Below are 22,571 nucleotides of genomic sequence, written 5' to 3'. Positions count from 1 at the left end.
GGGCAAAACTGAGGATTCACACAAAAAAGAATATCGGCTCAGGAAGTATGGTGACCTACGGTTTTGCCTAAAAACCTTTAAGCGGGGTATAGAAGCCCAGCCCTGGCTCACTGCATATAAAGCGAGGGAGGTGATGATATCGCGTAGCCTGAGAATCGAGTGCAAGCCAGAAGACTAATCAGAGAAGGAGGAACAAGGCCATGGGAAAGTATCTGATGCTTTGGGAAGTAGACCGGACGAAAGTACCTATTAGTCCTCAAGAGCGAGGGACCGGATGGGGTACCTTGCTCGATATGGTTAAGAAAGATATGCAAAAAGGTTTAACTAAGGATTGGGGGGCATTCGTTGGCGAGATCAACGGCTATGCAGTTGCTGAGGGAACTGAGGAGGAAATTGGCGATATGGTGCAACGCTATGTTCCGTTCGTCTTTTTCAAGGTGCATCCTGTCGCTTCGCTGAGCCAAGTAGTTGAAATTGCAAAAAGATTATCTCGATAAGCCTATCTAGTTAATCAATGAGGATTCCTTAATGCAGTGACAGCGATATTCGCCCTGTCGGGATAAGGGGGCGGGCATTCTGGCATAACTGCTGCGCAGGAGGGTCTTAGGGTGCAAGATGGCGGGAATGTGAGTTAGAAGCATTAGCATAACCAGCCGCATTGTAGGGGGCTACCCGATAATGGGCGGCCTTTCTGTTATTGCCCACAGCATTGATAGGCTAGTAACGCAGGAGTATTATCGCTTTCACGAACAACGTAGTGACTTAAACAGCCCAGCCAGGCGGATTTGGAGAGGACAACATGAAAATAGCAGCGACTACGGTGGGAACTCAGGGGCCTGAAACTCCTGCCGAGAATCAACAGAGGCTGGAAGCTGCGAAGCAGGCCTTAATAGCGGCGAAGGAATTAGGCGCTGATGTATTAGTGCTGCCTGGTGGATTTTTTACTTGTGATGATTCTCAGTCAAGACAACGTATCGCAAATTCCCTTATAAATGAGGCTGAAAGATTAAGTATTGCTGTAGTATTCGGAGTAGATGAGGAGAATAAAGACTCTACCCAGCATAGGTCAAAGACAAAAGTAAAAGTACAAAAGCAGGCTACGGTATGGTGGCCTGACCCTATGTATGGATATGCTTGGGGTCCAACTGAAGAGATGATTCATTATGGTAGGCAGAGGTCAACCGATAGCGATAACCAGTGGTTAGTAGATAACAGGAGGTGCAAGGAAGTACGTCTACTAATGATAGGTGATGAAGCTCTCGGAGTGCTTATATGTGGGGAGATATTTAATCAACGTATCCGAGATGCTTTGAGAGAATGCAAATCCAGATCTAATGTTGTAGCTGATTTAGGCCACAGAGGGGCTGGATTTAGAGTACATCATGGTATGAAGGGGCTTGGCGAGGGTGAGCATGGCATTGCCTCTATGTGTTCGCTTCATGTGCAAGGCCCAGATGCTAAGTTTAGATACTATATTCCCCACAAAGGATATATGTCTACGGAGTGTTCAAATAAGGTTTTAGAAGGTACTCCTCGTATAAAAATAAAAATATTAGACTTCTCGCTCCAAAATCCCGCTGCCTGTTCTAATTTAACTACATCTTTAGCTGTTCCCCCACCATAGTGAGGTCTCGACAATCTTTGCCAGTCATGTTTTAATCCCCGCCTATCTATTTTTTTCATCTAGAGAATTCGCGACAGAGTAATGTTAAAAACAATAGCATGGCAAACTTCAACTACCGTATGCCCCAAAACTGCCAATTAGTGTGTGATTTGAAAAGCGGATTGGTAGACCGCCATTCGGCTCGGTTCGGTTTTAGTTGGTAGCCTCTTGACAGTCTAACTGCCCAGGAGTATGCTCACAACCACAAAAGATAGCGGCGCAAAGAGCCCAGCCAGGCGGATTGGGAGAGGGTAGAATCCGCAGGAGGTACATTATGAAAGTTGACATACATTATTGCAGGCAATGAAACTATGAGCCCGCTGCCGCCAGTCTGGCGGATGAACTACGCAATGCCTTTGGTGTAGAGACAAAGCTAGTCCCCGGTAGCAACGGCATCTTTGATGTTTTTGCAGATGATAAGCTCGTGTTCTCCAAGGGTGAAACTGGCCGGTTTCCCAACCAGGGTGAGATAGTTCAGAAACTCAAGTTGTAGAGATGCGCCGTACCAAGCCTAGCCAAGCGGATTACGGGGGGCTACCCGATAATGGGTGGCCCCCCGTCTATTGCTAGCTTCTATATTATTAAGGGATTAGCTCATCAAAATACTGGTCGCTTATCTGTGGGTGTGAGTCATCCCTCACTGATGTCACTCCAGCATAAGCATAGGCATGGGCTTCTTGGATAGAAACGCCATCTCCATTTAAGTCAGCAAGACCCTGGAGCAAACCCTCATCGACAAAGTAATAGCCCCAGAGAGTATTACGTAGCTGCAGGTAATCCCAACCATACTCATCTGCTTTGCATGCAGCTGCAATGACACGTCCCTCACCCTGAAGGTCATCAGGGTCGTCGAACATGCCCCCTGAGTGACACGAACCAAAGGCGAGTGTAATTTTTAGCGATTCTAGGGTTGAAAGCTTACCCTTTAACCATCCATCTGGGAGGCCATAGTTGTCATACGTAACTATCAATTCATCGTAACCATCGACCTCGTCATCGGAATCCCATTTATCAGCATCCGCTGCACGATACCCATGACCACTAAAGAAAAATACCACCGACGAGTCAGCATCCTCGCTCTTAGCTAGCCAGTCTATCGCCTTATCGATGGCTCTTGCTGTTGCCTTTCTGTCCAATAGAAGTTTAATGTTATTCTCCGGAAAGCCATAATTATCAATCAACGCCTGTTTCATCTCTTTGGCATCATTCGCTGGATTCCACAGAGAATCACCAGCTCTGTAATTGGAAATACCAATTACAACTGCCCATTTATTAGCCTCTGAACCGTCATCTGGTTTTGGCTTTTTATCCTGGCCTGGTGGCACACCATATGGATTGCCAGTAGGCGTCGTCGGCCCTCCACTCATATCATCGGGCAGTTTCATTACAGGTAAATCCTTTGGCGTCGTCTCAAACGCTCCCCCCATGGGTTGAGTTGTGGCAGCAGAAGTCCCTGCCAAGGCTAATAAAAATACCAACATAATGCCGATGACTAGTACTTTCCACATTGCTCATTACCTCCTAATTGAATTTAAATTATACCTACGAGATTCTAAGCTGCAATGGCATATGCTGTCAATACTAACATTGCGAACTGTGCTTGATACAATAATTCTCTGTGCACTGCCCATAGCCCAGGATGCGATAAACCTGTTATCTTACCAACACAACCTCAGGTTGCAAAATTGTAACCACATCATTAACCCCCACCATTGACACGGGCCCCGGTGGACTCCGCGGACTTCAAATCCGTTGGTGGGCACCATGCGGTGTCTACGGTAGGTTCGACTCCTATGCGCTCCCGCCATCATCTACCTTAACACCCGCTCATCACCGACGCGGCGGGTTAATTTTTGCGTGTCCAGGTATTCCATCAGGGCCAGGGCATATTTGCGACTGGTGTGGAAAAGGTCGCGGACCTCGGCTACGGTTACCTTGCCCCGTGATTTTATCTCGGCGATTATGTCATCCACCATCTTGTCATAGATAGAGGCCAGGAAGATCACGTCATCGCTTACCTTCACCACCAGACGCTTCTCTATGAGCAGATTGAGGAGGTCCGGCTCAGGTAGAGGATCGAGGGACGGCAAGTAGGGATTGTGTGTCAGCCTATCCAGGAAAGCGTCGACCTCCGCCTGCTGTTTTGGCGTTGGCTGAGGCTCGTGCTCTGGCAGGCGCACCATTGGCCCCACCTCAATTAGAGTGCCTTCCTGTATAAGCTGCTCCAGTATGTGGGCAAAGAACTTGGTGCGGGTCTTCAGCTTGCCTTTTAGTTCCTCTTTAGGAGGGCCGTGGCGAAGCGGGAATTGCTGGTGGTATCTCCGGACAGCTTGCTCTGCTTGCTTTGACAGCTTTTCCCAACCCTGGGCTGAGAAAAGCAGCCCCATGTCTCTCAGTGCTATAACATTCTTCTGGGCGGCCAGTGATTTTATGGCTTGCTCTGCTTCCCCTTGCCTCAGATTGCAGAGGGACAGCAACCTCTCCAGCTCGAGAGGCCCTTCTTCTTGTATAATGGCCAGGATTATCTGTTCAGCGGTGCCCGCCTCCCTGGTGGCTAGTCTCTCAATGACATCGGGGCGAAAGCGGCGGTGTCGTTTTGCCCGGGGGCCAACGATTTGCCCTCCGCCAAGGGTCTCCTGGGGGGAGCGAATGATGAATCGGTCATCCTTAACAGCCGCAATGGGCTGAGCAAGTAGAAACTGAGCCCATGTTGTTTCCCCTGGGTCAATCCTGTCCCTTTCCAGCAGGCGGACCTTCCCCAGCACCTCGGCGGCCCCATGGTGAAAGGTAACGGTAGCATTATGGGGGAGAGGGCGGGGTGCAGAGGGCAGCAGGCGTAGCTTGACGTCGAACGCTCTGGTCGGCAGGAGCCAACCAGGGGTGGTCACCACATCGCCACGCGCAAGCTCAACGGTAGACAAACCGGACAGGTTAGCCGCAACGCGGCTGCCCGGAGGGGCAGTGTCGATCTTCTGCTTGTGTGATTGCAGCCCGCGTATACGTGCTGTAAGAGCGGAGGGCAGGATCTCTATTTCTTGCCCCTTGGATAAAGAACCATCGACCAGGGTTCCGGTAACCACGGTGCCAAAACCAGTCATGGTAAAGACACGGTCTATGGGAAGCCTTGGTCTGCCGATGTCCTGCTTGGGCGTGGCCGAATCTAAAACCAGGTCAATGGTGGAAACCAACTCGGGCAAGCCCTCGCCGGTGAGTGCGGAGACGGCGAGTATCGGGGCTTGGGACAGCGTTGTACTCGCCAGCAGCTCATTTAGCTCCAGTGTTACCAATTCCAGCAGCTCATCGTCTACCAGATCTTTCTTGGTGATTACTACGATGCCATTTTCAACCTTCAGCAGGTCGAGAATGGCCAGGTGCTCCCTGGTCTGGGGCATTGCCCCTTCATCGGCGGCGACAACGAGCAGGGCGATGTCGATGCCTCCAACACCGGCGAGCATGTTCTTTATGAAGTGCTCATGTCCGGGGACGTCCACAATGCCTACAGCTCGACCGCTGGGCAGCTCTAACCAGGCAAAGCCGAGGTCGATGGTCAGGCCTCTCTCTTTCTCCTCCCGCAGCCGGTCCGGGTCTATCCCGGTGAGGGCCTTAACCAGAACCGATTTCCCGTGATCGACATGACCTGCGGTGCCCAGGACAAAGGACATACTTCACTCCCGGATGACGATTTTTCCCTTCGGTTTGCCTATTACCGCTCCAATGATGGCAGCATCCTCTATGCCATTCCGGTGCAGGTTTTGCAGTAGCGCCTCAGCCTCTTTACCCGGGACCGAGATCAGCAATCCACCCGAGGTTTGGGGGTCAAATAGGATGCTCCATATATCATCGCCTATCTCATAAGCCTGCTCTATCATATTAAGGCGAAACTCCCTGTTGCGATGTGTTCCCGCTGGAGCCAGACCCATCTGGGCGAACTCCTTCGCCTCTGGGAAGAGGGGAATGGCCCCCACATGGAGCTCCATGCCCAACTGGCCATCCTCTATCATTCCACAGGCATGCCCCAGGAGACCGTAGCCGGTTATATCGGTACAGGCGTGTACTTCAGCTTCCAGCATTAGCTCCGATGCCCTTCTGTTCAATGTAATCATAGAGCTAACGATTCCCGCCACAGCCTCCTCTCCTGCCAATCCACCCTTCAGGGCGGTGCTAACCAGTCCCGTGCCCAGGGGCTTGGTGAGGATCAACTTATCCCCTATCTCGGCTCCCTCCCTGGTGATTATCTTGGCTGGGTGTACCACGCCGGTTACCGATAGCCCGTATTTCAGTTCGTTATCCTCTACACTGTGCCCACCAACAAGGGCAACCCCTGCCTCCTGTAGTTTATCGAATCCACCGCGCAGGATGTCCCTGAGCACCGATATCTCCTGGCTCTTCGTGGGGAAGCAGACAACATTCATCGCGGTGAGGGGCCTGCCCCCCATGGTGTAGACATCGCTAAGGGCGTTGGCGGCAGCGATCTGCCCGAAGGTATAGGGGTCATCGACGATGGGCGTAATGAAATCGATGGTCTGGATGATGGCCAGCTCATCGTTCAGCCTATACACTGCAGCATCATCACCCTTCTCCAGGCCGACAAGCAGGTTCGGGTCATCGACCAGGGGCAGGCCGCACAATGCTTTATCCAGGTCCGACGGACCTATCTTGGAAGCTCAGCCGGAGCCGCGAACGGTCTCGGTGAGCCTTGGCCTCACTTGGTCGTCCATTGTCCTCCCTTCATTGTGGAGTGCGAATGGTAGTTGAACCATCATAGCATCTTGGCTGAAGCCGCACAACTTTTTTCACACGGAACGAATCTCGGTTCCTTTGCTCTGCCCCTTTTAACCCTTAGTCAGGGTTAGATAAAAATCATCCCCCTTTCGCTCCACAGAGATGGCACACCCCTTGCTTTTTGCCAGGCGAGTAACGTTATCGCGCGCTGTAGCGTCATTGACGATGACTACCACGTCCCCTGACTCTATGTCTTCCAAGGCGTTCTTAGTCTTTATTACCGGCATCGGGCATGATAGCCCGCGGGCATCGACTTCAGTCATTTTTTCCTCCTCGTGTAAGGCAAACCCCGCTCCACTCACAGAGGTATTCCTTAAACACAGCGGGGAACTGTTTTACGATTTCACTAACCTTGGTTGCCGGTGTAGGCTGGGCGAACTTCCCTGCCATACGGTTTGCTTTGGCTGCGATTATGGCTGCTTGATGCGGTTCCAGGCCAGCGTAGACGAAAGCGGAGACCAGGCCGGTAATGGTGTCGCCGGTCCCCCCTATAGCCTCCAACTCAGGCACATCCGGTTCATCCACCCTTTCCAGAATCTCACCATCACGAATCACGTAGTCAACTGCTCCCTTGACTAGAAGCAACCTGGCTGCGCCCCTATTCTGGTAGGCAGCAGCAACTAGATTCGGTGTCTGTGTGATATCGTTATCGAAGAGATGCCTGGCGATATAGGCAGGGTGGGTGGCTGAGGTGTCGGCGAGGAAGGCCATTTCAGTAGCGTCCGGGGTAAAGATGTCGAAGCATGAAGCCAGCCCCGCTGCCTTGGCGGAATACATCGAGGCCGCATCGGCGACTAAGATCGGCCTGCTCTCACAGTTATCGACGGCCTGGCATAGTCTCCTCGTTAGGGCCATATCGGGCAGCCAGTAGTGCAGCGCGAGCACTCTTGGCGAAAGAGTCCTTATATTCTGGATAAGGTATTCGTAGATTGCCCGGCTCCCTTTACCCTTGCCGATGTCGCCGGCGATAACAACCTGGGGCCGGTCGAGCTTCAGGTAGTCAGTGACCGCCAGTGCCGCGCTGATCATAGCGCCGGTTCCCTGCATGCAGGGAAACCGGTGCCCAAAGACAGCCAGATAATTGTCCTCGATACTGACGTCACCAACAGTCAGCGGCACGCCCTCATCGGGAATCGTCCCGGCGATAAGCATCATTGTTGCTCACCCCCCTGCCATATGAGAAGGCTCTCCTCTAAAGCCCGGTGCAGCATCAGGGAACACAGGGTAAAGCCGATCTCCTTAGGTTTGGGTGCCTCGGTGAGCTTTCTATCGACCAGCTTGGTGTGCATGACGGGGATATCGGGGCATCCCCCGCCGGATGTGTTTACGATGACTCCGGTCTCCTTGTCAAAGGTAAGCTTCATGTTGCCTGCCTTGACCATCACCCAGTCCCCGAAATCTGTCACCTGTACGATGTCCAGAAGCTCGGAATACCCCTCTCCAAGAGGAACGATCTCCACATAGAAGACGTCGTTCTCATCGAAGACCCGCTCAATGCCCGGTTGTTCTACCAGGTTTATTTCAACCGCCAGATCGCAGCCTTTGCGCAGTTCCGGGGGAGGGGCGATCAGTTTAACGGCGTGCCCTGTACCCTTTAGCACCTTCTCGGCCTTCAAGGCAGCCTGAACATCCATGAACAGAACCAATCCCCCTCCCTCGAAGGCTGGTTTTTTTTTCCATTTTGAAAGTGACATATATGCCTCCTAGCGTTGTATCGTCTTTCTCTCCCGCAGCAGGAATCCGAGGCCTATGCAGAGCACCAGCCCCGCGACTACTGCCCAAGGTCCCAGCCCCGACGGACCGGCAGAAGTACTGGCCAGAGTGAAGTTATGTGCTATAGCGGCGCCGACGAGCAGGCCGAGGACGGTCATGCCGGCATCGGTATCCCCCTCGCCGCTAAGCACCAGTGTGCGCAGGGGGCAGCCGCCGAGCTGGGTTGCCGCCAGTCCCACCAGTGCCATGCCAAGGAAGTTCCACAGGTGGTTGGCATGAGCGATTGGCTGATTCTCAAAGCCGAGATTGAACAGGCTTTCACCAAAACCATGGGTGAGGATCAGGTTTGTCAACAGCGCCCCGAGGAAAAGACCGACTATTCCCTTAAACAAATAGGTATCCCTGACAAGGAACAGGTCGCGCCAGCCTCCAACAGTGCACATCCTAGTCCGCTGGGCAAGGAAGCCTACCAGCAGGCCCACCGCCAGGGAGACGATTAGCGCGGCGTGCATTGAGCCGGGACCCGTTTCGCTCTCAATGAGGAAGCCGGGCTGAACTATCGCCATGATCAGGAGCCCGGCCATAACCGCCGGTATTATCCACCCTGCTACCGTCGGCCTCTTCACCGCACGCCCCAGGCTAAAGCCTCTCTTGAGTAGGAGCACTCCGCCGAAGGTGCCGAATGCCACGCCAGCAAGGCCAGTGATAGCATTCAGGTCGCCGCCGGCAAGCCGGAGCAGTGCCCTCACCGGGCAGCCGAGGAATACCAGTATCCCGATCATCATGAACATGCCCAAAAAAAATCGGACTAGCGGGGCGGAGCCACCTCTAGACCGAAATTCCTTGAAGGCATAGGCAGCGATGAAGCTGCCTAAGACGAAGCCGATGATCTCAGGGCGGAGATACTGTACAACACTCGCTTGATGTAGGCCGAGCGAACCTGAAATATCCCTCAGGAAGCAGCCTACGCATATTCCCATGTTCTGTGGGTTTCCCCACTTCACCAGGAATGCCGCCAGGATACCTATCAGCAGCGCGGAGGCGAAGATCAATGTACCCGGCGTTAACCGCCGTGAAACGCGCATAAACACGCCCTCCTTCTCTCTTGGTCTTACCCGTCTTTAAGAGCCACGCTCTCAGCCGCTTCACGGCTCATGTGCGTCGGTTCGCCATCGATCTCACCCCCTCTCCAAGTTAGCTCTCTATATTCAATGAATTATTATAGAGTACAGAAACGAGTATTGTCAAATCTGGTTAATTTTAACGCAATACTTCAGTGAAATATCGTTTGACAGGCTTTAGCGGGATGTGCTACATTGCCTTCGCAATGGATCAAAGCCTTCGTAGCCTTCCCAGTGTCGATAAGTTGCTCTCTGATGAGCGCATACACCGCCTTCAAGAGGAATACTCTCACGAATTCGTGCTCCGGGGGGTGCGGCAATACCTTGAAGAGGTGCGCCGTGATATCGCCGAGGGCCAAACTGCCCCGACTTTTGACGAGATAGTTGGATCGGTCTGCAGTCGAATCGCTTCTCTGGCAGAGCCCAGCCTGCGCCCGGTGATAAACGCTACTGGCGTTCTCCTGCATACCAACCTGGGGAGGGCACCGTTAAGCCGGGAGGCTATGGCAGCTATGGAGGAGTGTGCCAGGGGCTATACCAATCTGGAGATCGATCTCGATAGTGGGAAGCGGGGCTCCCGCCAGGTTCACATTGAGTCCCTGCTGTGCCAGCTAACCGGGGCCGAGGCTGCTCTTGTAGTAAACAATAACGCTTCAGCGGTGCTCCTGGCCCTCAGTGCCCTGGCTAGGGGCAAGGAGGTGATCGTCTCCAGGGGGCAGGCGGTGGAGATCGGCGGCGGCTTTCGTATCCCAAGTGTTATGCGCCAGAGCGGGGCCAAGCTGGTGGAGGTAGGGACAACCAACTGTACATATTTGTCGGACTATGAAGAGGCGATCACCCAACGAACCGTCGCCTTGCTTCGGGTCCACTCCAGTAACTTCAGATTGGTCGGTTTTACCCAGTCAGCGGCTATCGAGGAGTTGACTCAGCTGGGGGAGCGATACCGGCTTTCAGTACTCGATGACTTAGGCAGCGGCTGCCTCCTGGATACCGCCAGGTTCGGGCTGGAGGCCGAGCCTACGGTGCAGCAGAGCATCGCGGCTGGCGTAGGGCTGGCCATGTTCTCTGCGGATAAGCTCCTGGGCGGACCCCAGGCCGGTATCATTGTGGGCCAGGGCCAACTTATGGCCAAGCTGCAAAAGCACCCCCTGGCCCGCGCGGTGCGCATCGACAAGATAAGGTTGGCAGGGCTGGCAGTCACCCTGCTCCACTATCTCAAGGGGGAGGCGGAGGTAAAAATCCCGGTATGGCGGATGATTTCGGCATCCCTGGAGGAGATAGAGGAGCGAGCCCAGAAATGGTGCCAGTCACTCGGTGGTGCTGCCTCAGTAGTTGAAGGTGAATCCGTAGTAGGGGGCGGCAGCCTCCCCGGTGGCACCCTGCCCACTTGCCTGGTGGCTATCGGAGGAAGGGGCAAAGTTAAGCAGTTGGCTGACAGGCTGCGCAGGGGGTCACCTCTGGTCATCGGACGGATTGAGAATAACCTTCTGCTTCTCGATCCTCGTACCGTCCTCCCGGAAGAGGAAGAGGCTCTGCTGGGTCGCCTGCGAAATGTCTTGAGTCGCTAATTCGAATCTTGCTTGCTCAGGCGCTCTTTGAGCGATTTAATCTCTCTATATAACCTTCTTTGCTTTCGCCGCATTAGATGCATGTACCCAAAGATAACAGCCCAGATGATGGTATATGTGCTCTGAAGAGATAGCTCAGGTTTTTCATATTCACTCCTCCCCTTGTTCATTCTTAATATGTTTTACCTGCTTGATCTCGATTCCCGGCCCCTTTAGTGAAATATTCTGAAGAATCAAGGCAATGTACAAAGTGGTGAAGGCAGCAATGCTGACCGGTGAAGTTAGGAGCATAGAAGATGTAAGTCCCCTTTCGAAAATCAGTGTGGCTGTATGTTGTGTTCGTCACAGATTGAATGCTGGAAGGACTATGGGTACATTGATAAATCCAACGATCCTCAGCACCGCAGCAAATCCTGCAACCCTAGATTCCTCGGTAGCATAGTTGCGTACCAGCAAATAGGCGATATAGTTTGGCCGGAGAAAGAGGCTCGATGTTAGCCGGGCATCACGGGTCCACCATATTCCCCAAATCAGCTTGGCCTTCTGTAGAAACCAAACGCTGGTTCCATAACTTCTGATCATAGTGTCACGGGCTGGTGTGCTGAAGGATTATAGGGCTCGGCTAGAGTTGACAGTAGATGTATAGTGGATATAAAATATAGGCGTAGATGCGCATATAACGTTTAACTAAACAGAGGTTTGACCATGCGAGATTTGACCAAAGCTTTCAAAGCCCTTTCCGATGAGACCAGGCTCAGGATCCTGAACCTGCTCCTGGAAAGGGAGTGCTGTGTCTGCGAGGTGATGCAGGCGCTGGAGATCTCCCAGACAAGGGCTTCACGCAACCTGAGTGCTTTATATGATGCTGGCTTTCTGAAGCTGAGGAAGGATGGCCTGTGGTCATTGTATTCAATAGACCGTGATACGACGGGAGAATATTTCTCAGATATTCTTCAAGCTGTAGAGAAAGCGCTAGATGCCAACGAAATGGTAGCCCGAGACAGGGAGCGCCTCAATAAGGCTGAGCGTGTCGGTCCCGGTTGTGTTAGGCCAGTTGGATAAGAGGTGGGATAACGGCTCTCTTTTTTATACAAAACATATGCAAGAATGCGCATTTAAGGAAATAGGTTCATTGTATGGAATTTTTTATTGATCTCTTGCAAGGTGGGGTTGATGCCCTGCGCGAATACTTATCGGCGCATGTCCTAACGTGCCTTGTGCCCGCTTTCTTTATAGCCGGGGCTATATCGGTTTTCCTTTCTCAGGCAGCGATTCTCAAATATTTTGGGCCGCGAGCTAATAGGTGGCTTTCCTATAGCGTAGCCTCAGTATCAGGCGCAATACTGGCTGTTTGCTCCTGCACGGTGCTTCCACTGTTCGGCAGCATATATAAGCGGGGCGCTGGCCTCGGTCCGGCAATTACTTTTTTATATGCTGCGCCGGCAATCAACGTGCTCGCTATCGTCTATACAGCGCGGCTTTTAGGCTACGACTTAGGCATCGGACGCGCCATCGGTGCCATCGTGTTCGCCGTTTGCATTGGTCTCATAATGGCCTTTATCTACCGGAAAGAGGAAACGACAAAGGATACAAAGGCCTTTGACATGCTGGTCGCCAATCCAGATGACAAAAGGCCGTGGCAGCAAATTATATTCCTCGGCACTCTGGTTGCCATCCTGGTCTTTGCAGCCTCCAAGAACTGGATTGCAACCGGTGTCGCTATGGCCGTTCTTGCCGTCATCCTGTGGCGCTGGTTTGCGAGGGGTGAACTGGTGCAGTGGATGAAAGAGACGTTTCGCTTCGTCAGGCTTATAGTGCCGTGGCTCCTGGGCGGCGTATTCATTGCTGGAATCATTACAGTTGCTGTCCCGCAGTCGATAGTGTCAAGCTTGGTGGGAGGCAACAGCCTTCTTGCCAATCTAATTGCCTCTGTCTCGGGCGCACTGATGTACTTTGCCACCCTTACCGAGGTACCTATCGTAAGGGCCTTTTTGGACCTTGACATGGGCAAGGGACCAGCACTGGCGCTGTTACTAGCAGGGCCTGCGGTATCGCTGCCCAATATGCTGGTGATACGGAAAATTATGGGAATTAAAAAAACGCTGGTATACATAGCATTGGTGGTGGTGATGGCAACCATAACAGGGTACATATTCGGGCTGGTAACCCAATTAAATTAGAGAGGAGGTAGAAAAATGCAAATCAAGATTCTCGGGCCGGGATGTGCCAAGTGTAGCCAACTGGAGAAGACGACAAGAGAGGTTGTAAAGGAACTGGGGATAGATGCCAGCATCGAAGAGGTCAAGGACATCAATAAGATACTGGAGTATCCCATCTTGACCACTCCGGGACTGGTGCTTAACGAAGAGCCGGTCTGTTCCGGGCGGGTGCCGAACAAGGCTGAAATCACCCAGTTCATCATTAACGCTATGGACAAAGAACAAAAGGCAGAGAAGTAGAGAGCTGTTTACCGCGATAAGAGAGGAACTGAGGTGTACCCTTGGCTACTTAAATAGAGCCAGTCAATTCCTCTGATGAATGCACCTGTGGAGCTGAGGAAGTTGTTATTCAACCTTGCTCCGGCGGCTGTTGTGGCCCAAGCGAAATCTGCGGTGGTTCCGTTATAGGATATAATACCTTAAATATGAAGGGAGGAAAAATGACAAGATTTGCATCGGTTTTCATGCTAATGGCCCTACTGATTGGCTCAATATTTATGTCAGCTTGTTCTACGGAGGAAGTAACTGCAAAGGAGGGTGATACCGTTAAGGTTTTCTACACAGGCACATTGGATGATGGCACTGTATTTGATTCCTCCGAATTGCGGGGCGGTGACCCACTGGAATTCATAATAGGAGATGGGCTGTTACTCCCCAGCTTCGAGCAAGCAGTAATCGGGCTGACCATCGACGAATCGATAACTGTGCACATCCCGGCGGATGAAGCATACGGCCCGCTTGACGTGGTGGGGAGCCTAGACCAATTTCCACCGGACGAGCCACCACAGGTCGGTGAGCTATACGAAATAGGAGTAGAAAACGACCTTATAATTGTAGCCGAGGTGATCGATATATCCGGTTCGAGAGTGACAATGGTGAACACCCATCAGCTGGCAGGGGAAGACCTGACTTTTGAAATCCAACTCGTAGAAATATTACCAACAACAATTGCCATGTCCTGCGAGGAAGCTAGGGATGCCATTCAGGAAGCTCTTACTCTTTACCACGATGAGCATGGGAAGTGGCCCACCGCTGACGGCCAGCCGGGAGACATAGTATGGACAAAGCTAGTTCCCAACTTCATGGCAGGTACCCCATCCAACGATAGTGATTGTGAGTGGTGGGTTAACAGCGACCCCGAGGGGGATGTTTGTCTACAGAACGAGTGCTGAGGTTGCAAATGTGGCACGTTGTGCTCACAAGAGTAAGACCTCGGTGAAAAGTGTATCAAGGTGAAAACAGGGAGGAAACATGAATTTATTTACCAAAGCGATGTCCTGCACATTGATAATGATTGTAATCCTGGCTGGAGGCGTTTTTTGCGCATGCAGTTCATCTGTGCCAAACCCGGACTCTCCTCTAAAGCCCAGCATGGATAACGGGGTAGAGGTGGTGTACTTCCACCGTACCAATCGCTGCTATAGTTGTACCTACGCGGGTGATGGCGTGGAATATACAATAAATACGTATTTTGCGGATGAGCTGGCAGATGGTGAGCTGGTATTTATGCTGATCGATGTTCAGGATGATGCCAACGCTGCAATAGTTGACAAATACGGGGCCTATACGTCATCTCTATACATGAATAAGGTGGTAAACGGCGTTGATAACATTGAACCAGTGACCGGCATTTGGTTTCTGATCGGTAATGACCAGGAGTTTGTTGACCTGGTAAAGAGTGAGATAGCAGAGCGTTTGGAGTAGTAGCTTATGGATTTTAGTGGATTCGCCCTCCATTTTATTGAAAGCGGTGGTTTACCCTTCATCGCCGCTTTCCTAATAGGGTTGCTGGCTGCTATCAGCCCATGTCCACTAGCCACCAATATTACTGCGATGGCATACATTAGCCGTAATATCACGGATCGCAGGTATGTGGCTACTTCCGGTATCCTCTATACCCTGGGACGCATGGTCTCATATTCTGCAATTGGCGCCCTGGTTATACTTGCAGGTCTAGGTATCCCTGGCATTTCCAAAGCACTTCAGGATTCGGGCGAGCAATTCCTCGGGCCACTTCTAATCATCGTGGGGATTCTCATGCTGGGTATTATCAAGATTCCATTCGTTCAGGGCAGTGGAAGGCTCTCATCTATAGCAGAAAGGGTCGCCAAAAGGGGGAGAGTTGGGGCGTTCCTCATGGGCGTTGTCTTCGCCCTGGCGTTTTGCCCCTATACCGCGATCCTATTTTTCGGTGTTTTGATACCCCTGTCGATTAAATCAACAGGGGGCATCACGTTTCCCGCTGTGTTTGCAATAGGCACAGGCCTTCCTGTGCTGCTCTTTGCAGTTCTCTTATCCTTCGGGGTAGCTAAGGTTTCTCAGTGGTTGAACAAGATCACTGCAGCAGAGAGAGTGATGCGGAGGATTGCAGCGCTGATTTTTATCGGCGTGGGTATATACTACATAGTTTTGTGGATTCAAAGTTAGGAGACACGTTATGCTTGAAAGCAGGAAGACAGCGGTCGCCATTGAGGAGGAAGAGCTGGTTGAGCTTCAGAGGATTATCATCGACCGCGATGAAAAAGAGGCCCTCAAGTTCTTGAAAAAAGTGGTCTTTGACAAGGTCCTACGGTCTCAAAAAGGGAGGCTCAGGTCTCACTTGGACACCGGTGGCGAGAGCCCGGTGGAGAGGTTCAAGGGACGGTCGTTATGATAGCAAAGGTCGATGAAAGCACATGCACTGCTTGTGGGGATTGCGTTGAGTAACACGGAATCGGGAAGTGTTATCCGTCGGCTGTCAATACTAAATCGTTTCCTCACGCTCTGGATATTCCTGGCTATGGGATTCGGCGTGGGGCTGGGCTACTTGGTCCCCGGGATGGCCGATTTCCTCGACCGCCTTAGCGTGGGTACGACATCGATTCCGATAGCTGTCGGGCTCATCCTGATGATGTATCCGCCACTGGCCAAGGTCAGGTACGAAGAACTGGGCAAGGTATTCCGCAACTGGCGTGTATTGGGGCTTTCCCTGGTCCAGAACTGGGTTATCGGGCCGGTGCTCATGTTCTTGCTTGCCATTGGGTTCCTGGGTTTCCTGTGGCCCTATCCGGACTACATGGTCGGCCTGATTATGATAGGTCTTGCCCGCTGCATCGCCATGGTGATTGTTTGGAACGAGCTAGCAAAAGGGGACAGCGAATACGCCGCCGGGCTGGTAGCCTTGAATACTATCTTTCAGATACTCTTCTACTCTGTTTATGCTTACGTATTTATAACGGTGCTACCGAGATATTTCGGGCTCGAAGGTTCGGCAGTGGACGTAACGATGGCCCAGATCGCACAGAGCGTCTTCATATATCTGGGAATCCCCTTCTTCGGGGGCATGCTGACACGCTTCGTACTCATCAGAGTCAAAGGACGGGAATGGTATGAGAGCAAGTTCATACCCAAAATAAGCCCTATTACGCTCATTGCCCTTCTCTTCACTATAGTGGTGATGTTCTCCCTCAAAGGGGAGATTATAGTGGAACTCCCCCTGGACGTCATCCGCATAGCCATACCGCTTCTAATATACTTCGTGCTCATGTTCTTGATCTCATTCTATATGGGAAAGAAAATTGGAGCAGACTACTCCAAGACCACCGCCATTGCGTTTACCGCTGCCAGCAACAATTTTGAGCTTTCTATAGCCGTAGCTGTAGCGGTGTTTGGCATCGGCTCGGGGCAGGCCTTCGCCGCGGTTATTGGGCCACTGGTGGAAGTGCCGGTGCTCATCAGCCTTGTAAGCGTTGCTTTATACTTCCAACGGAGGTTTTTCCGCCAAGAATTACAACAAACAGCCATGCCCGATCCATGGAACCACGAAAGGTAGCCTCTTGGAGGTAATACTGTGTAAAGTATAATGCTATAAAGGATTCGCAGATAAAATCAAGTGAGAGCAGTACCGTAGCGGGGGGGTGTACCACAACCGTGAAACCATTAAGGAGTGTTGAGATGGATGCTATTAAATAAGAGCTCGATGGGCTGAATGTGGTGGGGTTTATCGGGAACCAGGAAGTAAAATGGTCCCCATGAGCGCTGCTGAGACAATTCGAAGGAGGCCCGAGCCATGCCATTTTGAATTGTCTAAGGGTGTTGGGTCGGTATTGCCAGAAGATCTTGCCGGTGAAAGAGCGATGATAAGGCATACTATGGAAAGGTTGCCAAAGCCTTAGTTAAATGGATTGACAAATCCCTGCTGATATACTAGAATTGGTAAAAATTAACAAACTATTACATTGTAATTAACTAGGAAGGATGGGCATGAGTAGTAAAGTTTATCGGGATTATACGACAAAGCACGAGAAAATCGTTAATAAACTAATGGAGATGTCTGCAGATGGAGATGGCGGTTGCTTCTCCATCTCCAGACTGGCAGTCGAACTCGGTATGGACCAAAGAACTGTTAGGGCTCATCTTAAAATCATCGAAATGGATCACGGAGGGATTTTTACCGACCCCGATGAGAAACAATTCTGCACCAAAGAGGGTATAATCTTGCTGGCTCAGAGGCTTGGTCTGGGAGAGATAGGTGGGGCTAGAGAACTGAATAGATGATAGGAATTGCCTGTGATGTCTTTTTATGGTAGCATTGACAGCATATGGTATAATATATTTTTATCTGAGTAAAGATTAACGTATTACAGTAGCACTAGTTCCTTTCATATATATTGAAACCGAGTATTGTTATCAGCCTTTCTAGCTTTTGGGTATAAGTCCTCATAGTGTGAGATGTAGATTTAATGCGCTAGGTGCAAGGATCGGGAGTATAAAAGGATACGTTGTATTTTCCATAAAAGTGGAGTATAGTCAGCGCAATAGAAATTTGGTTAAAAAATTTCGGAGGTGACGTATGGAGCTAACTCGAAGGGGTTTTCTCAAGCTATCTGGTGCCAGCACTGCTGGCTTTCTTCTGTTTAAGGGAGCGGGCTGGAAAAAGGTTTTAGGTTATTCACCCATTCCGCTGCACAAAAAGATCGGTGAGATAACCACCATTTGTCCCTATGACGCTTCGGGATGCGGCTTTATCATTGAGGCAGATAATGGCAATATCGTAAACATTGAGGGCGATCCCGATCATCCCATCAATCTTGGTGCTGCCTGCGCCAAGGGCGCATCCCTGGCCCAGCTGAGGACGGTGGATGGGAAGCTGAACGAGAGGCGGCTGACCAAGCCTATGTACCGAGCCCCCGGCGCAAGTGGTTGGGAGGAGAAGAGCTGGGATTGGACTATCGGCCAGATCGCGCGAAGGATTAAGGATACCCGCGATGCCCCGGATAACTGGAAGGCAACCGATGATCAGGGCTACACGGTAAACCGGACCGAGGGCATCGCCTCATTGGGCGGTGCGGCGCTGGACAACGAAGAGTGCTACCTGCTCATAAAGATGCTGCGCACTTTGGGCGTGGTATACGTGGAACACCAGGCCCGTATATGACACTCCTCTACTGTAGCGGCTCTGGGAGAGTCGTTCGGCAGAGGGGCGATGACCAATCACTGGAATGATGTAGCAAACAGTGATGTCATGATGGCCATAGGCTCGAATCCAGCAGAGAACCACCCCGCCTGCTTCGGCTGGGTGCAAAAGGCCAAGGACCGAGGGGCCAAGCTGATAAGCGTCGACCCCCGCTTTACCCGCACATCCTCCAAGGCTGATATCTACGCCCCCATGAGGTCGGGCACCGATATTGCCTTCATCGGAGGCATGATCAAGTATGTGCTCGATGACATGGAGGCGAACCCCGATAACTACAACATGACCTATGTTAGAGAATATACCAATGCCGCGTTACTTATTAACTCAGACTTCCAGGGGGCAGATGAGCTGGATGGGCTGTTTAGCGGTTACAAGGGCGTATACAATGAAACCGATAACGCCAAGCGGACGTATGACAAGTCTGCCTGGCAGTATCAACTGAATAAAAGCGGCATTCCCCAAAGGGATCCTGATCTCAAGGACAACAACTGCGTTTTCCAGATCCTGAAGCGGCACTTCGCCCGCTACGATGCGGATACCGTTTCCAACATCACCGGCACCCCGAAGGATACCTATCTGGAGATATGTAAGACCTATGCAGCCAGTGGAACACCGGGCAAGGCAGGCACTATCCTGTATGCCATGGGCACCACCCAGCATACCTACGGCACCCAGAATATCCGCGCCTACGCCATATTACAGCTTCTCCTGGGTAATATCGGGATCGCCGGGGGCGGGATAAACGCTATGCGGGGCGAGTCCAATGTCCAGGGCTCAACCGATATGTGCATCCTGGCCCACATACTTCCTGGCTATCTAGCACAAGTTGAGAACAAGGATGTTGACCTCGATACCTATGTGAACAGGCACCGACCCACGGTGGCCACTGGCCAATTTAATGCTGATCCCTTGAGCCTCGACTGGTGGAAGAACTATAAGAAGTATATAGTAAGCCTGCTCAAGGCATGGTACGGTGATGCGGCTACTAGCGACAATGATTTTTACTTCAACTACCTGCCAAAGACCACTAAGCCATATAATGACTATTCCCATATAGCGCTCTTTGAGGCCATGTACGCTGGTGACATCAAGGGGCTGATGTGCTGGGGGCAGAACCCGGCGGTAGGTGGACCCAACGCCAATATGGAACGGAAGGCATTGGAGAAGCTGGATTGGCTGGTGGCAGTAGATCTCTGGGAGACGGAGTCAGCCGCCTTTTGGAAGAGACCAGGGGTCACCCCAGCGAACATACCGACCGAGGTCTTTATGCTCCCGGCTGCCTGCTCTTATGAGAAGGAGGGAAGCGTCACCAACAGCGGCCGCTGGATGCAGTGGAGATACAAGGCAATTGACCCTCCGGAAGATGCCAAGAATGACCTATCGATCATAAACAAAATCATGGTCAAAGTCAGAGAGCTCTACGCTGCAGAGGGTGGTCCTCTCAGCGAGGCTATAGCTGCCGTGGATTGGAACTACGGCGACGATCCCGATCCCAGAGAGGTGGCCAAAGAGGTCAATGGCTACGACCTGACTACCGGCAAGCTGATGGCCAGCTTTGGTGCTCTTAAGGATGACGGCACTACCTCATCGGGCAACTGGCTATACTGTAATAGCGTCGTGGATCCCGACCTTGAGCCTGACGCCCCCATTCCTGGCAACCGTGCCAGCCGCCGCGACCCGACACCGGGACCGTTCGATATTGGCCTTCATCCCAAGTGGGCCTGGTGCTGGCCTGTGAACCGGCGCATCATCTATAACCGGGCCTCAGTGGATTTAGATGGGGTTCCTTGGGACAAAGAGCAACCCGTAATTTGGTGGCAGGAGGGCAAATGGGTCGGTGATGTGCCCGATGGTGGTGCAGCGCCGATGAACCAGGATGGCTACAATGCTTTCATCATGAAGCCGGAAGGGGTGGCCAACATATTCGGCAGGGGGCGGGCTGATGGTCCGCTGCCCGAGCACTACGAGCCGTGGGAAAGCCCTGTGGCAAACATTATGTCCAAACAGCATAACGACCCGGCGTTCAAGATCTGGGCCTCTGAGCTGGATAAAAAGGGTACAGCGGATGATTACCCCATCGTGGCTACCACCTATCGTGTGGTGGAGCACTGGCAGGCGGGGCAAATGACCCGCAACCTGCCCTGGATCGTCGAGCTTCAGCCGGAGATGTTTGTCGAGATAAGCGAGGAGCTGGCAAATGAGAAAGGGATTACCAATGGAGGCAAGGCCATTATAGAGACAGCACGGGGTCAGATCGAAGCGATAGCCCTGGTGACCAAGCGCTTCCAGCCCTTTCAGTTGAATGGTAAAAAAGTTCACCAGGTCGGAATGCCTTGGCACTGGGGATATTCCGGGCTCTCTAGGGGTGACAGCGCTAACGTGCTCACCCCGCACGTAGGTGATGCCAATACTATGATCCCGGAATTCAAGGCATTCCTGTGTAATATAAAGAAGGCATAGCTGAAACGGAAGGAGGAACATGGCTGACAAAGCGATTCTATACGATGCGAGTAAATGTATGGCATGCCGCGGCTGCCAGGTGGCCTGCAAGCAGTGGAATGACCTTCACGGTGTATCGACTACCAACCGGGGAACGTATGAGAACCCCCCTGACCTTTCCTGGGATACCTGGATAAAGATGGAGTTTCGTGAGGTTGGAAATAACGGGAATCTTCGCTGGCTATTCACCAGGCGTAGCTGTATGCACTGCACCGATGCCGCCTGTGTTACCGTCTGTCCCACCAAGGCCCTCTATTACCATGAGATGGGATTTGTCGCCTACGATAAGGGTAAATGCAGCGGCTGCGGCTACTGCGTGGAGGCCTGCCCCTTCGATGTACCGCGTAGCGGGAGCGGGGCTATAACCGGCATACGCACGGCAAACAAGTGCACCCTCTGCCAGGACCGTGTTACCAATGATATGGAGCCGGCTTGTGTCAAGACCTGTCCCACGGGGGCACTGCAATATGGCGACAGGGAAGCGCTGCTATTGGAAGGTAAGGCGAGGGTAGCCAGTCTCGGTGGCAATGCCACCCTCTATGGAGAGGAGGAGCTGGGCGGGCTGCATGTACTGTATGTCCTTGATGACTCGCCAGATGTTTATGGTCTCCCGTTGGATCCGAAGGTGCCTGCTACCTCCACTGTCTGGCAGGACGTTCTTCAGCCTATAGGTTGGGGCGTGGCCGGACTCGCCGCACTAGGGCTGGGTTTCAACTACGTTATCGCCAAGAGGAAGATAGAGATCGAAAGCGAGGGCAAGTGATATGACAACGGCCAAAGGCAAAGCGAAATCGACCCCCATTAGCCACTCTTTATTCGGGGCTCCGCCAGCGCCGGGGGAGGAGGTGGTAGAGCGTTATTCCAGGCCGGTTCGCATACTCCACTGGGTGAACGCGTTTACCTGGATAGTGCTGTTCATTACCGGGCTATTCTTCTTTGTGCCCCAGTTTGGAGCTGCTGCATCCGGTGGGGTGAGCGGGCTCCTTCACCGCATCGCCGCAGTGATCATGGTAGGCTGGGCTGTCATATATTTCTTTGGTAGTCCCAAAGCTGCGCTCAGAGGGATAGGGGAGGCTTTCAAATGGGGGGCGGGTGATATCAAGTGGCTGCAGGCAGCCCCTTCCTACTACTTCTTCGGCGATGAGAAAAGTATGCCGCCGCAGGAGCACATGAACACCGGACAGAAGCTATGGTGGTTGATGGTTCTTAGTGCAGGTGCGTTGATGATTATCACGGGGGCATTGATGTGGTTCTTCAAAGGCATCATCTCCGCAGATGCCTTTTTATGGAGTGCCTTTTTCCATGATGTTGGTTTCATCGCCTTGCTGAGCTTCGCCTTTCTTCACGTTTACCTGTCTGCTTTACATCCCAAGATGCGCGGTATCTTCTGGTCGATGTGGAGGGGGACGGTCTCTGCCAGATACGCCGAGTCGCACCACAAGAAGTGGTATGATAAGGTAAAAAAGGGGTCATAATTCGGCGCTTTTTAGGCTAAGGACAAACCAAATATAACGTAATAAAAGACTCAATCGGTATAGGCGGTTGAGTCTT

At 52.1% G+C, this 22,571-nt stretch carries 24 protein-coding genes; 16 read left to right on the top strand and 8 right to left on the bottom strand.

What is annotated here, in order from left to right; genetic code table 11:
• The first annotated feature begins 200 nt into the window (after positions 1 to 200).
• From VMX96_00590 to VMX96_00580, 3 genes are all read left to right on the top strand, one after another.
• Complete coding sequence (locus VMX96_00590) at positions 201 to 497, top strand: hypothetical protein (GenBank protein ID HUU62412.1); 297 nt, start codon at positions 201 to 203, stop codon at positions 495 to 497.
• 302 nt (positions 498 to 799) lie between these two features.
• Positions 800 to 1,624 (top strand): hypothetical protein, encoded by an 825-nt coding sequence (locus VMX96_00585; protein ID HUU62411.1) that lies wholly within the window; start codon positions 800 to 802, stop codon positions 1,622 to 1,624.
• A 313-nt stretch (positions 1,625 to 1,937) separates the two neighbouring features.
• On the top strand, positions 1,938 to 2,156 hold the full coding sequence (locus tag VMX96_00580) for a SelT/SelW/SelH family (seleno)protein (GenBank protein HUU62410.1): 219 nt from the start codon (positions 1,938 to 1,940) through the stop codon (positions 2,154 to 2,156).
• A gap of 88 nt (positions 2,157 to 2,244) precedes the next feature.
• Here the strand turns inward: VMX96_00580 and VMX96_00575 are convergent, their stop codons facing one another.
• The 7 genes from VMX96_00575 to yedE form a co-directional block, all read right to left on the bottom strand.
• Positions 2,245 to 3,171 (bottom strand): caspase family protein, encoded by a 927-nt coding sequence (locus tag VMX96_00575; protein HUU62409.1) that lies wholly within the window; start codon positions 3,169 to 3,171, stop codon positions 2,245 to 2,247.
• Positions 3,172 to 3,474: 303 nt separating this feature from the next.
• Positions 3,475 to 5,325 (bottom strand): selenocysteine-specific translation elongation factor, encoded by a 1,851-nt coding sequence (gene selB, locus VMX96_00570; GenBank protein HUU62408.1) that lies wholly within the window; start codon positions 5,323 to 5,325, stop codon positions 3,475 to 3,477.
• Between the two features lie 3 nt (positions 5,326 to 5,328).
• A complete protein-coding gene (gene selD, locus VMX96_00565; protein HUU62407.1) occupies positions 5,329 to 6,381 on the bottom strand; it encodes a selenide, water dikinase SelD in 1,053 nt (350 codons plus the stop codon).
• 114 nt (positions 6,382 to 6,495) lie between these two features.
• Positions 6,496 to 6,708 carry a sulfurtransferase TusA family protein gene (locus tag VMX96_00560; GenBank protein HUU62406.1) on the bottom strand — a complete coding sequence of 71 codons (213 nt, stop codon included), beginning with the start codon at positions 6,706 to 6,708 and terminating at the stop codon, positions 6,496 to 6,498.
• Positions 6,701 to 7,600, bottom strand: coding sequence for an NAD(P)H-hydrate dehydratase (locus tag VMX96_00555; GenBank protein ID HUU62405.1), 900 nt, complete (start codon positions 7,598 to 7,600; stop codon positions 6,701 to 6,703). The genes VMX96_00560 and VMX96_00555 overlap by 8 nt, the downstream gene beginning before the upstream one ends.
• Positions 7,597 to 8,139: a DUF3343 domain-containing protein gene (locus tag VMX96_00550; protein ID HUU62404.1), complete on the bottom strand. Its 543-nt coding sequence runs from the start codon at positions 8,137 to 8,139 to the stop codon at positions 7,597 to 7,599. Before VMX96_00550 ends, VMX96_00555 begins: the two co-directional genes overlap by 4 nt.
• A 9-nt stretch (positions 8,140 to 8,148) precedes the next feature.
• Entirely contained in the window at positions 8,149 to 9,243 is a 1,095-nt protein-coding gene (yedE, locus tag VMX96_00545) for a YedE family putative selenium transporter (GenBank protein ID HUU62403.1), read from the bottom strand.
• A gap of 191 nt (positions 9,244 to 9,434) precedes the next feature.
• On the opposite strand from yedE, the gene selA reads away from it, so the two are divergent.
• Positions 9,435 to 10,847, top strand: a complete 1,413-nt coding sequence (selA, locus tag VMX96_00540) for an L-seryl-tRNA(Sec) selenium transferase (GenBank protein HUU62402.1) — start codon at positions 9,435 to 9,437, stop codon at positions 10,845 to 10,847.
• A 342-nt stretch (positions 10,848 to 11,189) separates the two neighbouring features.
• Here the strand turns inward: selA and VMX96_00535 are convergent, their stop codons facing one another.
• A complete protein-coding gene (locus tag VMX96_00535; GenBank protein ID HUU62401.1) occupies positions 11,190 to 11,429 on the bottom strand; it encodes a hypothetical protein in 240 nt (79 codons plus the stop codon).
• Between the two features lie 123 nt (positions 11,430 to 11,552).
• On the opposite strand from VMX96_00535, the gene VMX96_00530 reads away from it, so the two are divergent.
• The 12 genes from VMX96_00530 (at position 11,553) to VMX96_00475 (ending at position 22,495) form a co-directional block, all read left to right on the top strand.
• Positions 11,553 to 11,909, top strand: a complete 357-nt coding sequence (locus tag VMX96_00530) for a metalloregulator ArsR/SmtB family transcription factor (protein ID HUU62400.1) — start codon at positions 11,553 to 11,555, stop codon at positions 11,907 to 11,909.
• 74 nt (positions 11,910 to 11,983) lie between these two features.
• On the top strand, positions 11,984 to 13,027 hold the full coding sequence (locus tag VMX96_00525; protein HUU62399.1) for a permease: 1,044 nt from the start codon (positions 11,984 to 11,986) through the stop codon (positions 13,025 to 13,027).
• Positions 13,028 to 13,042: 15 nt separating this feature from the next.
• Complete coding sequence (locus tag VMX96_00520) at positions 13,043 to 13,306, top strand: thioredoxin family protein (GenBank protein ID HUU62398.1); 264 nt, start codon at positions 13,043 to 13,045, stop codon at positions 13,304 to 13,306.
• A 200-nt stretch (positions 13,307 to 13,506) separates the two neighbouring features.
• A complete protein-coding gene (locus VMX96_00515) occupies positions 13,507 to 14,238 on the top strand; it encodes an FKBP-type peptidyl-prolyl cis-trans isomerase (GenBank protein ID HUU62397.1) in 732 nt (243 codons plus the stop codon).
• Positions 14,239 to 14,317: 79 nt separating this feature from the next.
• On the top strand, positions 14,318 to 14,770 hold the full coding sequence (locus tag VMX96_00510; protein ID HUU62396.1) for a nitrophenyl compound nitroreductase subunit ArsF family protein: 453 nt from the start codon (positions 14,318 to 14,320) through the stop codon (positions 14,768 to 14,770).
• A gap of 6 nt (positions 14,771 to 14,776) precedes the next feature.
• Complete coding sequence (locus VMX96_00505; protein ID HUU62395.1) at positions 14,777 to 15,493, top strand: aromatic aminobenezylarsenical efflux permease ArsG family transporter; 717 nt, start codon at positions 14,777 to 14,779, stop codon at positions 15,491 to 15,493.
• A gap of 10 nt (positions 15,494 to 15,503) precedes the next feature.
• Positions 15,504 to 15,719 carry a hypothetical protein gene (locus tag VMX96_00500; GenBank protein HUU62394.1) on the top strand — a complete coding sequence of 72 codons (216 nt, stop codon included), beginning with the start codon at positions 15,504 to 15,506 and terminating at the stop codon, positions 15,717 to 15,719.
• 45 nt (positions 15,720 to 15,764) lie between these two features.
• Entirely contained in the window at positions 15,765 to 16,877 is a 1,113-nt protein-coding gene (gene arsB, locus VMX96_00495; GenBank protein HUU62393.1) for an ACR3 family arsenite efflux transporter, read from the top strand.
• A 431-nt stretch (positions 16,878 to 17,308) separates the two neighbouring features.
• Positions 17,309 to 17,602 carry a hypothetical protein gene (locus VMX96_00490; GenBank protein HUU62392.1) on the top strand — a complete coding sequence of 98 codons (294 nt, stop codon included), beginning with the start codon at positions 17,309 to 17,311 and terminating at the stop codon, positions 17,600 to 17,602.
• Positions 17,603 to 17,897: 295 nt separating this feature from the next.
• Positions 17,898 to 20,981 carry a formate dehydrogenase-N subunit alpha gene (gene fdnG / locus VMX96_00485; protein HUU62391.1) on the top strand — a complete coding sequence of 1,028 codons (3,084 nt, stop codon included), beginning with the start codon at positions 17,898 to 17,900 and terminating at the stop codon, positions 20,979 to 20,981.
• Between the two features lie 19 nt (positions 20,982 to 21,000).
• Positions 21,001 to 21,783, top strand: coding sequence for a 4Fe-4S dicluster domain-containing protein (locus tag VMX96_00480; protein ID HUU62390.1), 783 nt, complete (start codon positions 21,001 to 21,003; stop codon positions 21,781 to 21,783).
• Position 21,784: 1 nt separating this feature from the next.
• Positions 21,785 to 22,495: a cytochrome b/b6 domain-containing protein gene (locus tag VMX96_00475; GenBank protein HUU62389.1), complete on the top strand. Its 711-nt coding sequence runs from the start codon at positions 21,785 to 21,787 to the stop codon at positions 22,493 to 22,495.
• Positions 22,496 to 22,571 lie beyond the last annotated feature (76 nt).

Source organism: Dehalococcoidia bacterium (assembly GCA_035528575.1).
GTDB lineage: Bacteria > Chloroflexota > Dehalococcoidia > E44-bin15 > E44-bin15 > DATKYK01.
Note: the sequence above shows the minus strand (reverse complement) of the source record. Positions and strands in the feature narration are given on the sequence as shown.

Excerpts from the sequence above, each read along its gene's own strand:
- VMX96_00590 (HUU62412.1), top strand. The coding sequence starts at position 201 with ATGGGAAAGTATCTGATGCTTTGGGAAGTAGACCGGACGAAAGTACCT.
- VMX96_00585 (HUU62411.1), top strand. The coding sequence starts at position 800 with ATGAAAATAGCAGCGACTACGGTGGGAACTCAGGGGCCTGAAACTCCT.
- VMX96_00575 (HUU62409.1), bottom strand. The coding sequence starts at position 3,171 with ATGTGGAAAGTACTAGTCATCGGCATTATGTTGGTATTTTTATTAGCC.
- selB (HUU62408.1), bottom strand. The coding sequence starts at position 5,325 with ATGTCCTTTGTCCTGGGCACCGCAGGTCATGTCGATCACGGGAAATCG.
- VMX96_00560 (HUU62406.1), bottom strand. The coding sequence starts at position 6,708 with ATGACTGAAGTCGATGCCCGCGGGCTATCATGCCCGATGCCGGTAATA.
- VMX96_00555 (HUU62405.1), bottom strand. The coding sequence starts at position 7,600 with ATGATGCTTATCGCCGGGACGATTCCCGATGAGGGCGTGCCGCTGACT.
- VMX96_00550 (HUU62404.1), bottom strand. The coding sequence starts at position 8,139 with ATGTCACTTTCAAAATGGAAAAAAAAACCAGCCTTCGAGGGAGGGGGA.
- yedE (HUU62403.1), bottom strand. The coding sequence starts at position 9,243 with ATGCGCGTTTCACGGCGGTTAACGCCGGGTACATTGATCTTCGCCTCC.
- VMX96_00535 (HUU62401.1), bottom strand. The coding sequence starts at position 11,429 with ATGATCAGAAGTTATGGAACCAGCGTTTGGTTTCTACAGAAGGCCAAG.
- VMX96_00530 (HUU62400.1), top strand. The coding sequence starts at position 11,553 with ATGCGAGATTTGACCAAAGCTTTCAAAGCCCTTTCCGATGAGACCAGG.
- VMX96_00525 (HUU62399.1), top strand. The coding sequence starts at position 11,984 with ATGGAATTTTTTATTGATCTCTTGCAAGGTGGGGTTGATGCCCTGCGC.
- VMX96_00520 (HUU62398.1), top strand. The coding sequence starts at position 13,043 with ATGCAAATCAAGATTCTCGGGCCGGGATGTGCCAAGTGTAGCCAACTG.
- VMX96_00515 (HUU62397.1), top strand. The coding sequence starts at position 13,507 with ATGACAAGATTTGCATCGGTTTTCATGCTAATGGCCCTACTGATTGGC.
- VMX96_00510 (HUU62396.1), top strand. The coding sequence starts at position 14,318 with ATGAATTTATTTACCAAAGCGATGTCCTGCACATTGATAATGATTGTA.
- VMX96_00505 (HUU62395.1), top strand. The coding sequence starts at position 14,777 with ATGGATTTTAGTGGATTCGCCCTCCATTTTATTGAAAGCGGTGGTTTA.
- VMX96_00500 (HUU62394.1), top strand. The coding sequence starts at position 15,504 with ATGCTTGAAAGCAGGAAGACAGCGGTCGCCATTGAGGAGGAAGAGCTG.
- VMX96_00490 (HUU62392.1), top strand. The coding sequence starts at position 17,309 with ATGAGTAGTAAAGTTTATCGGGATTATACGACAAAGCACGAGAAAATC.
- VMX96_00480 (HUU62390.1), top strand. The coding sequence starts at position 21,001 with ATGGCTGACAAAGCGATTCTATACGATGCGAGTAAATGTATGGCATGC.
- VMX96_00475 (HUU62389.1), top strand. The coding sequence starts at position 21,785 with ATGACAACGGCCAAAGGCAAAGCGAAATCGACCCCCATTAGCCACTCT.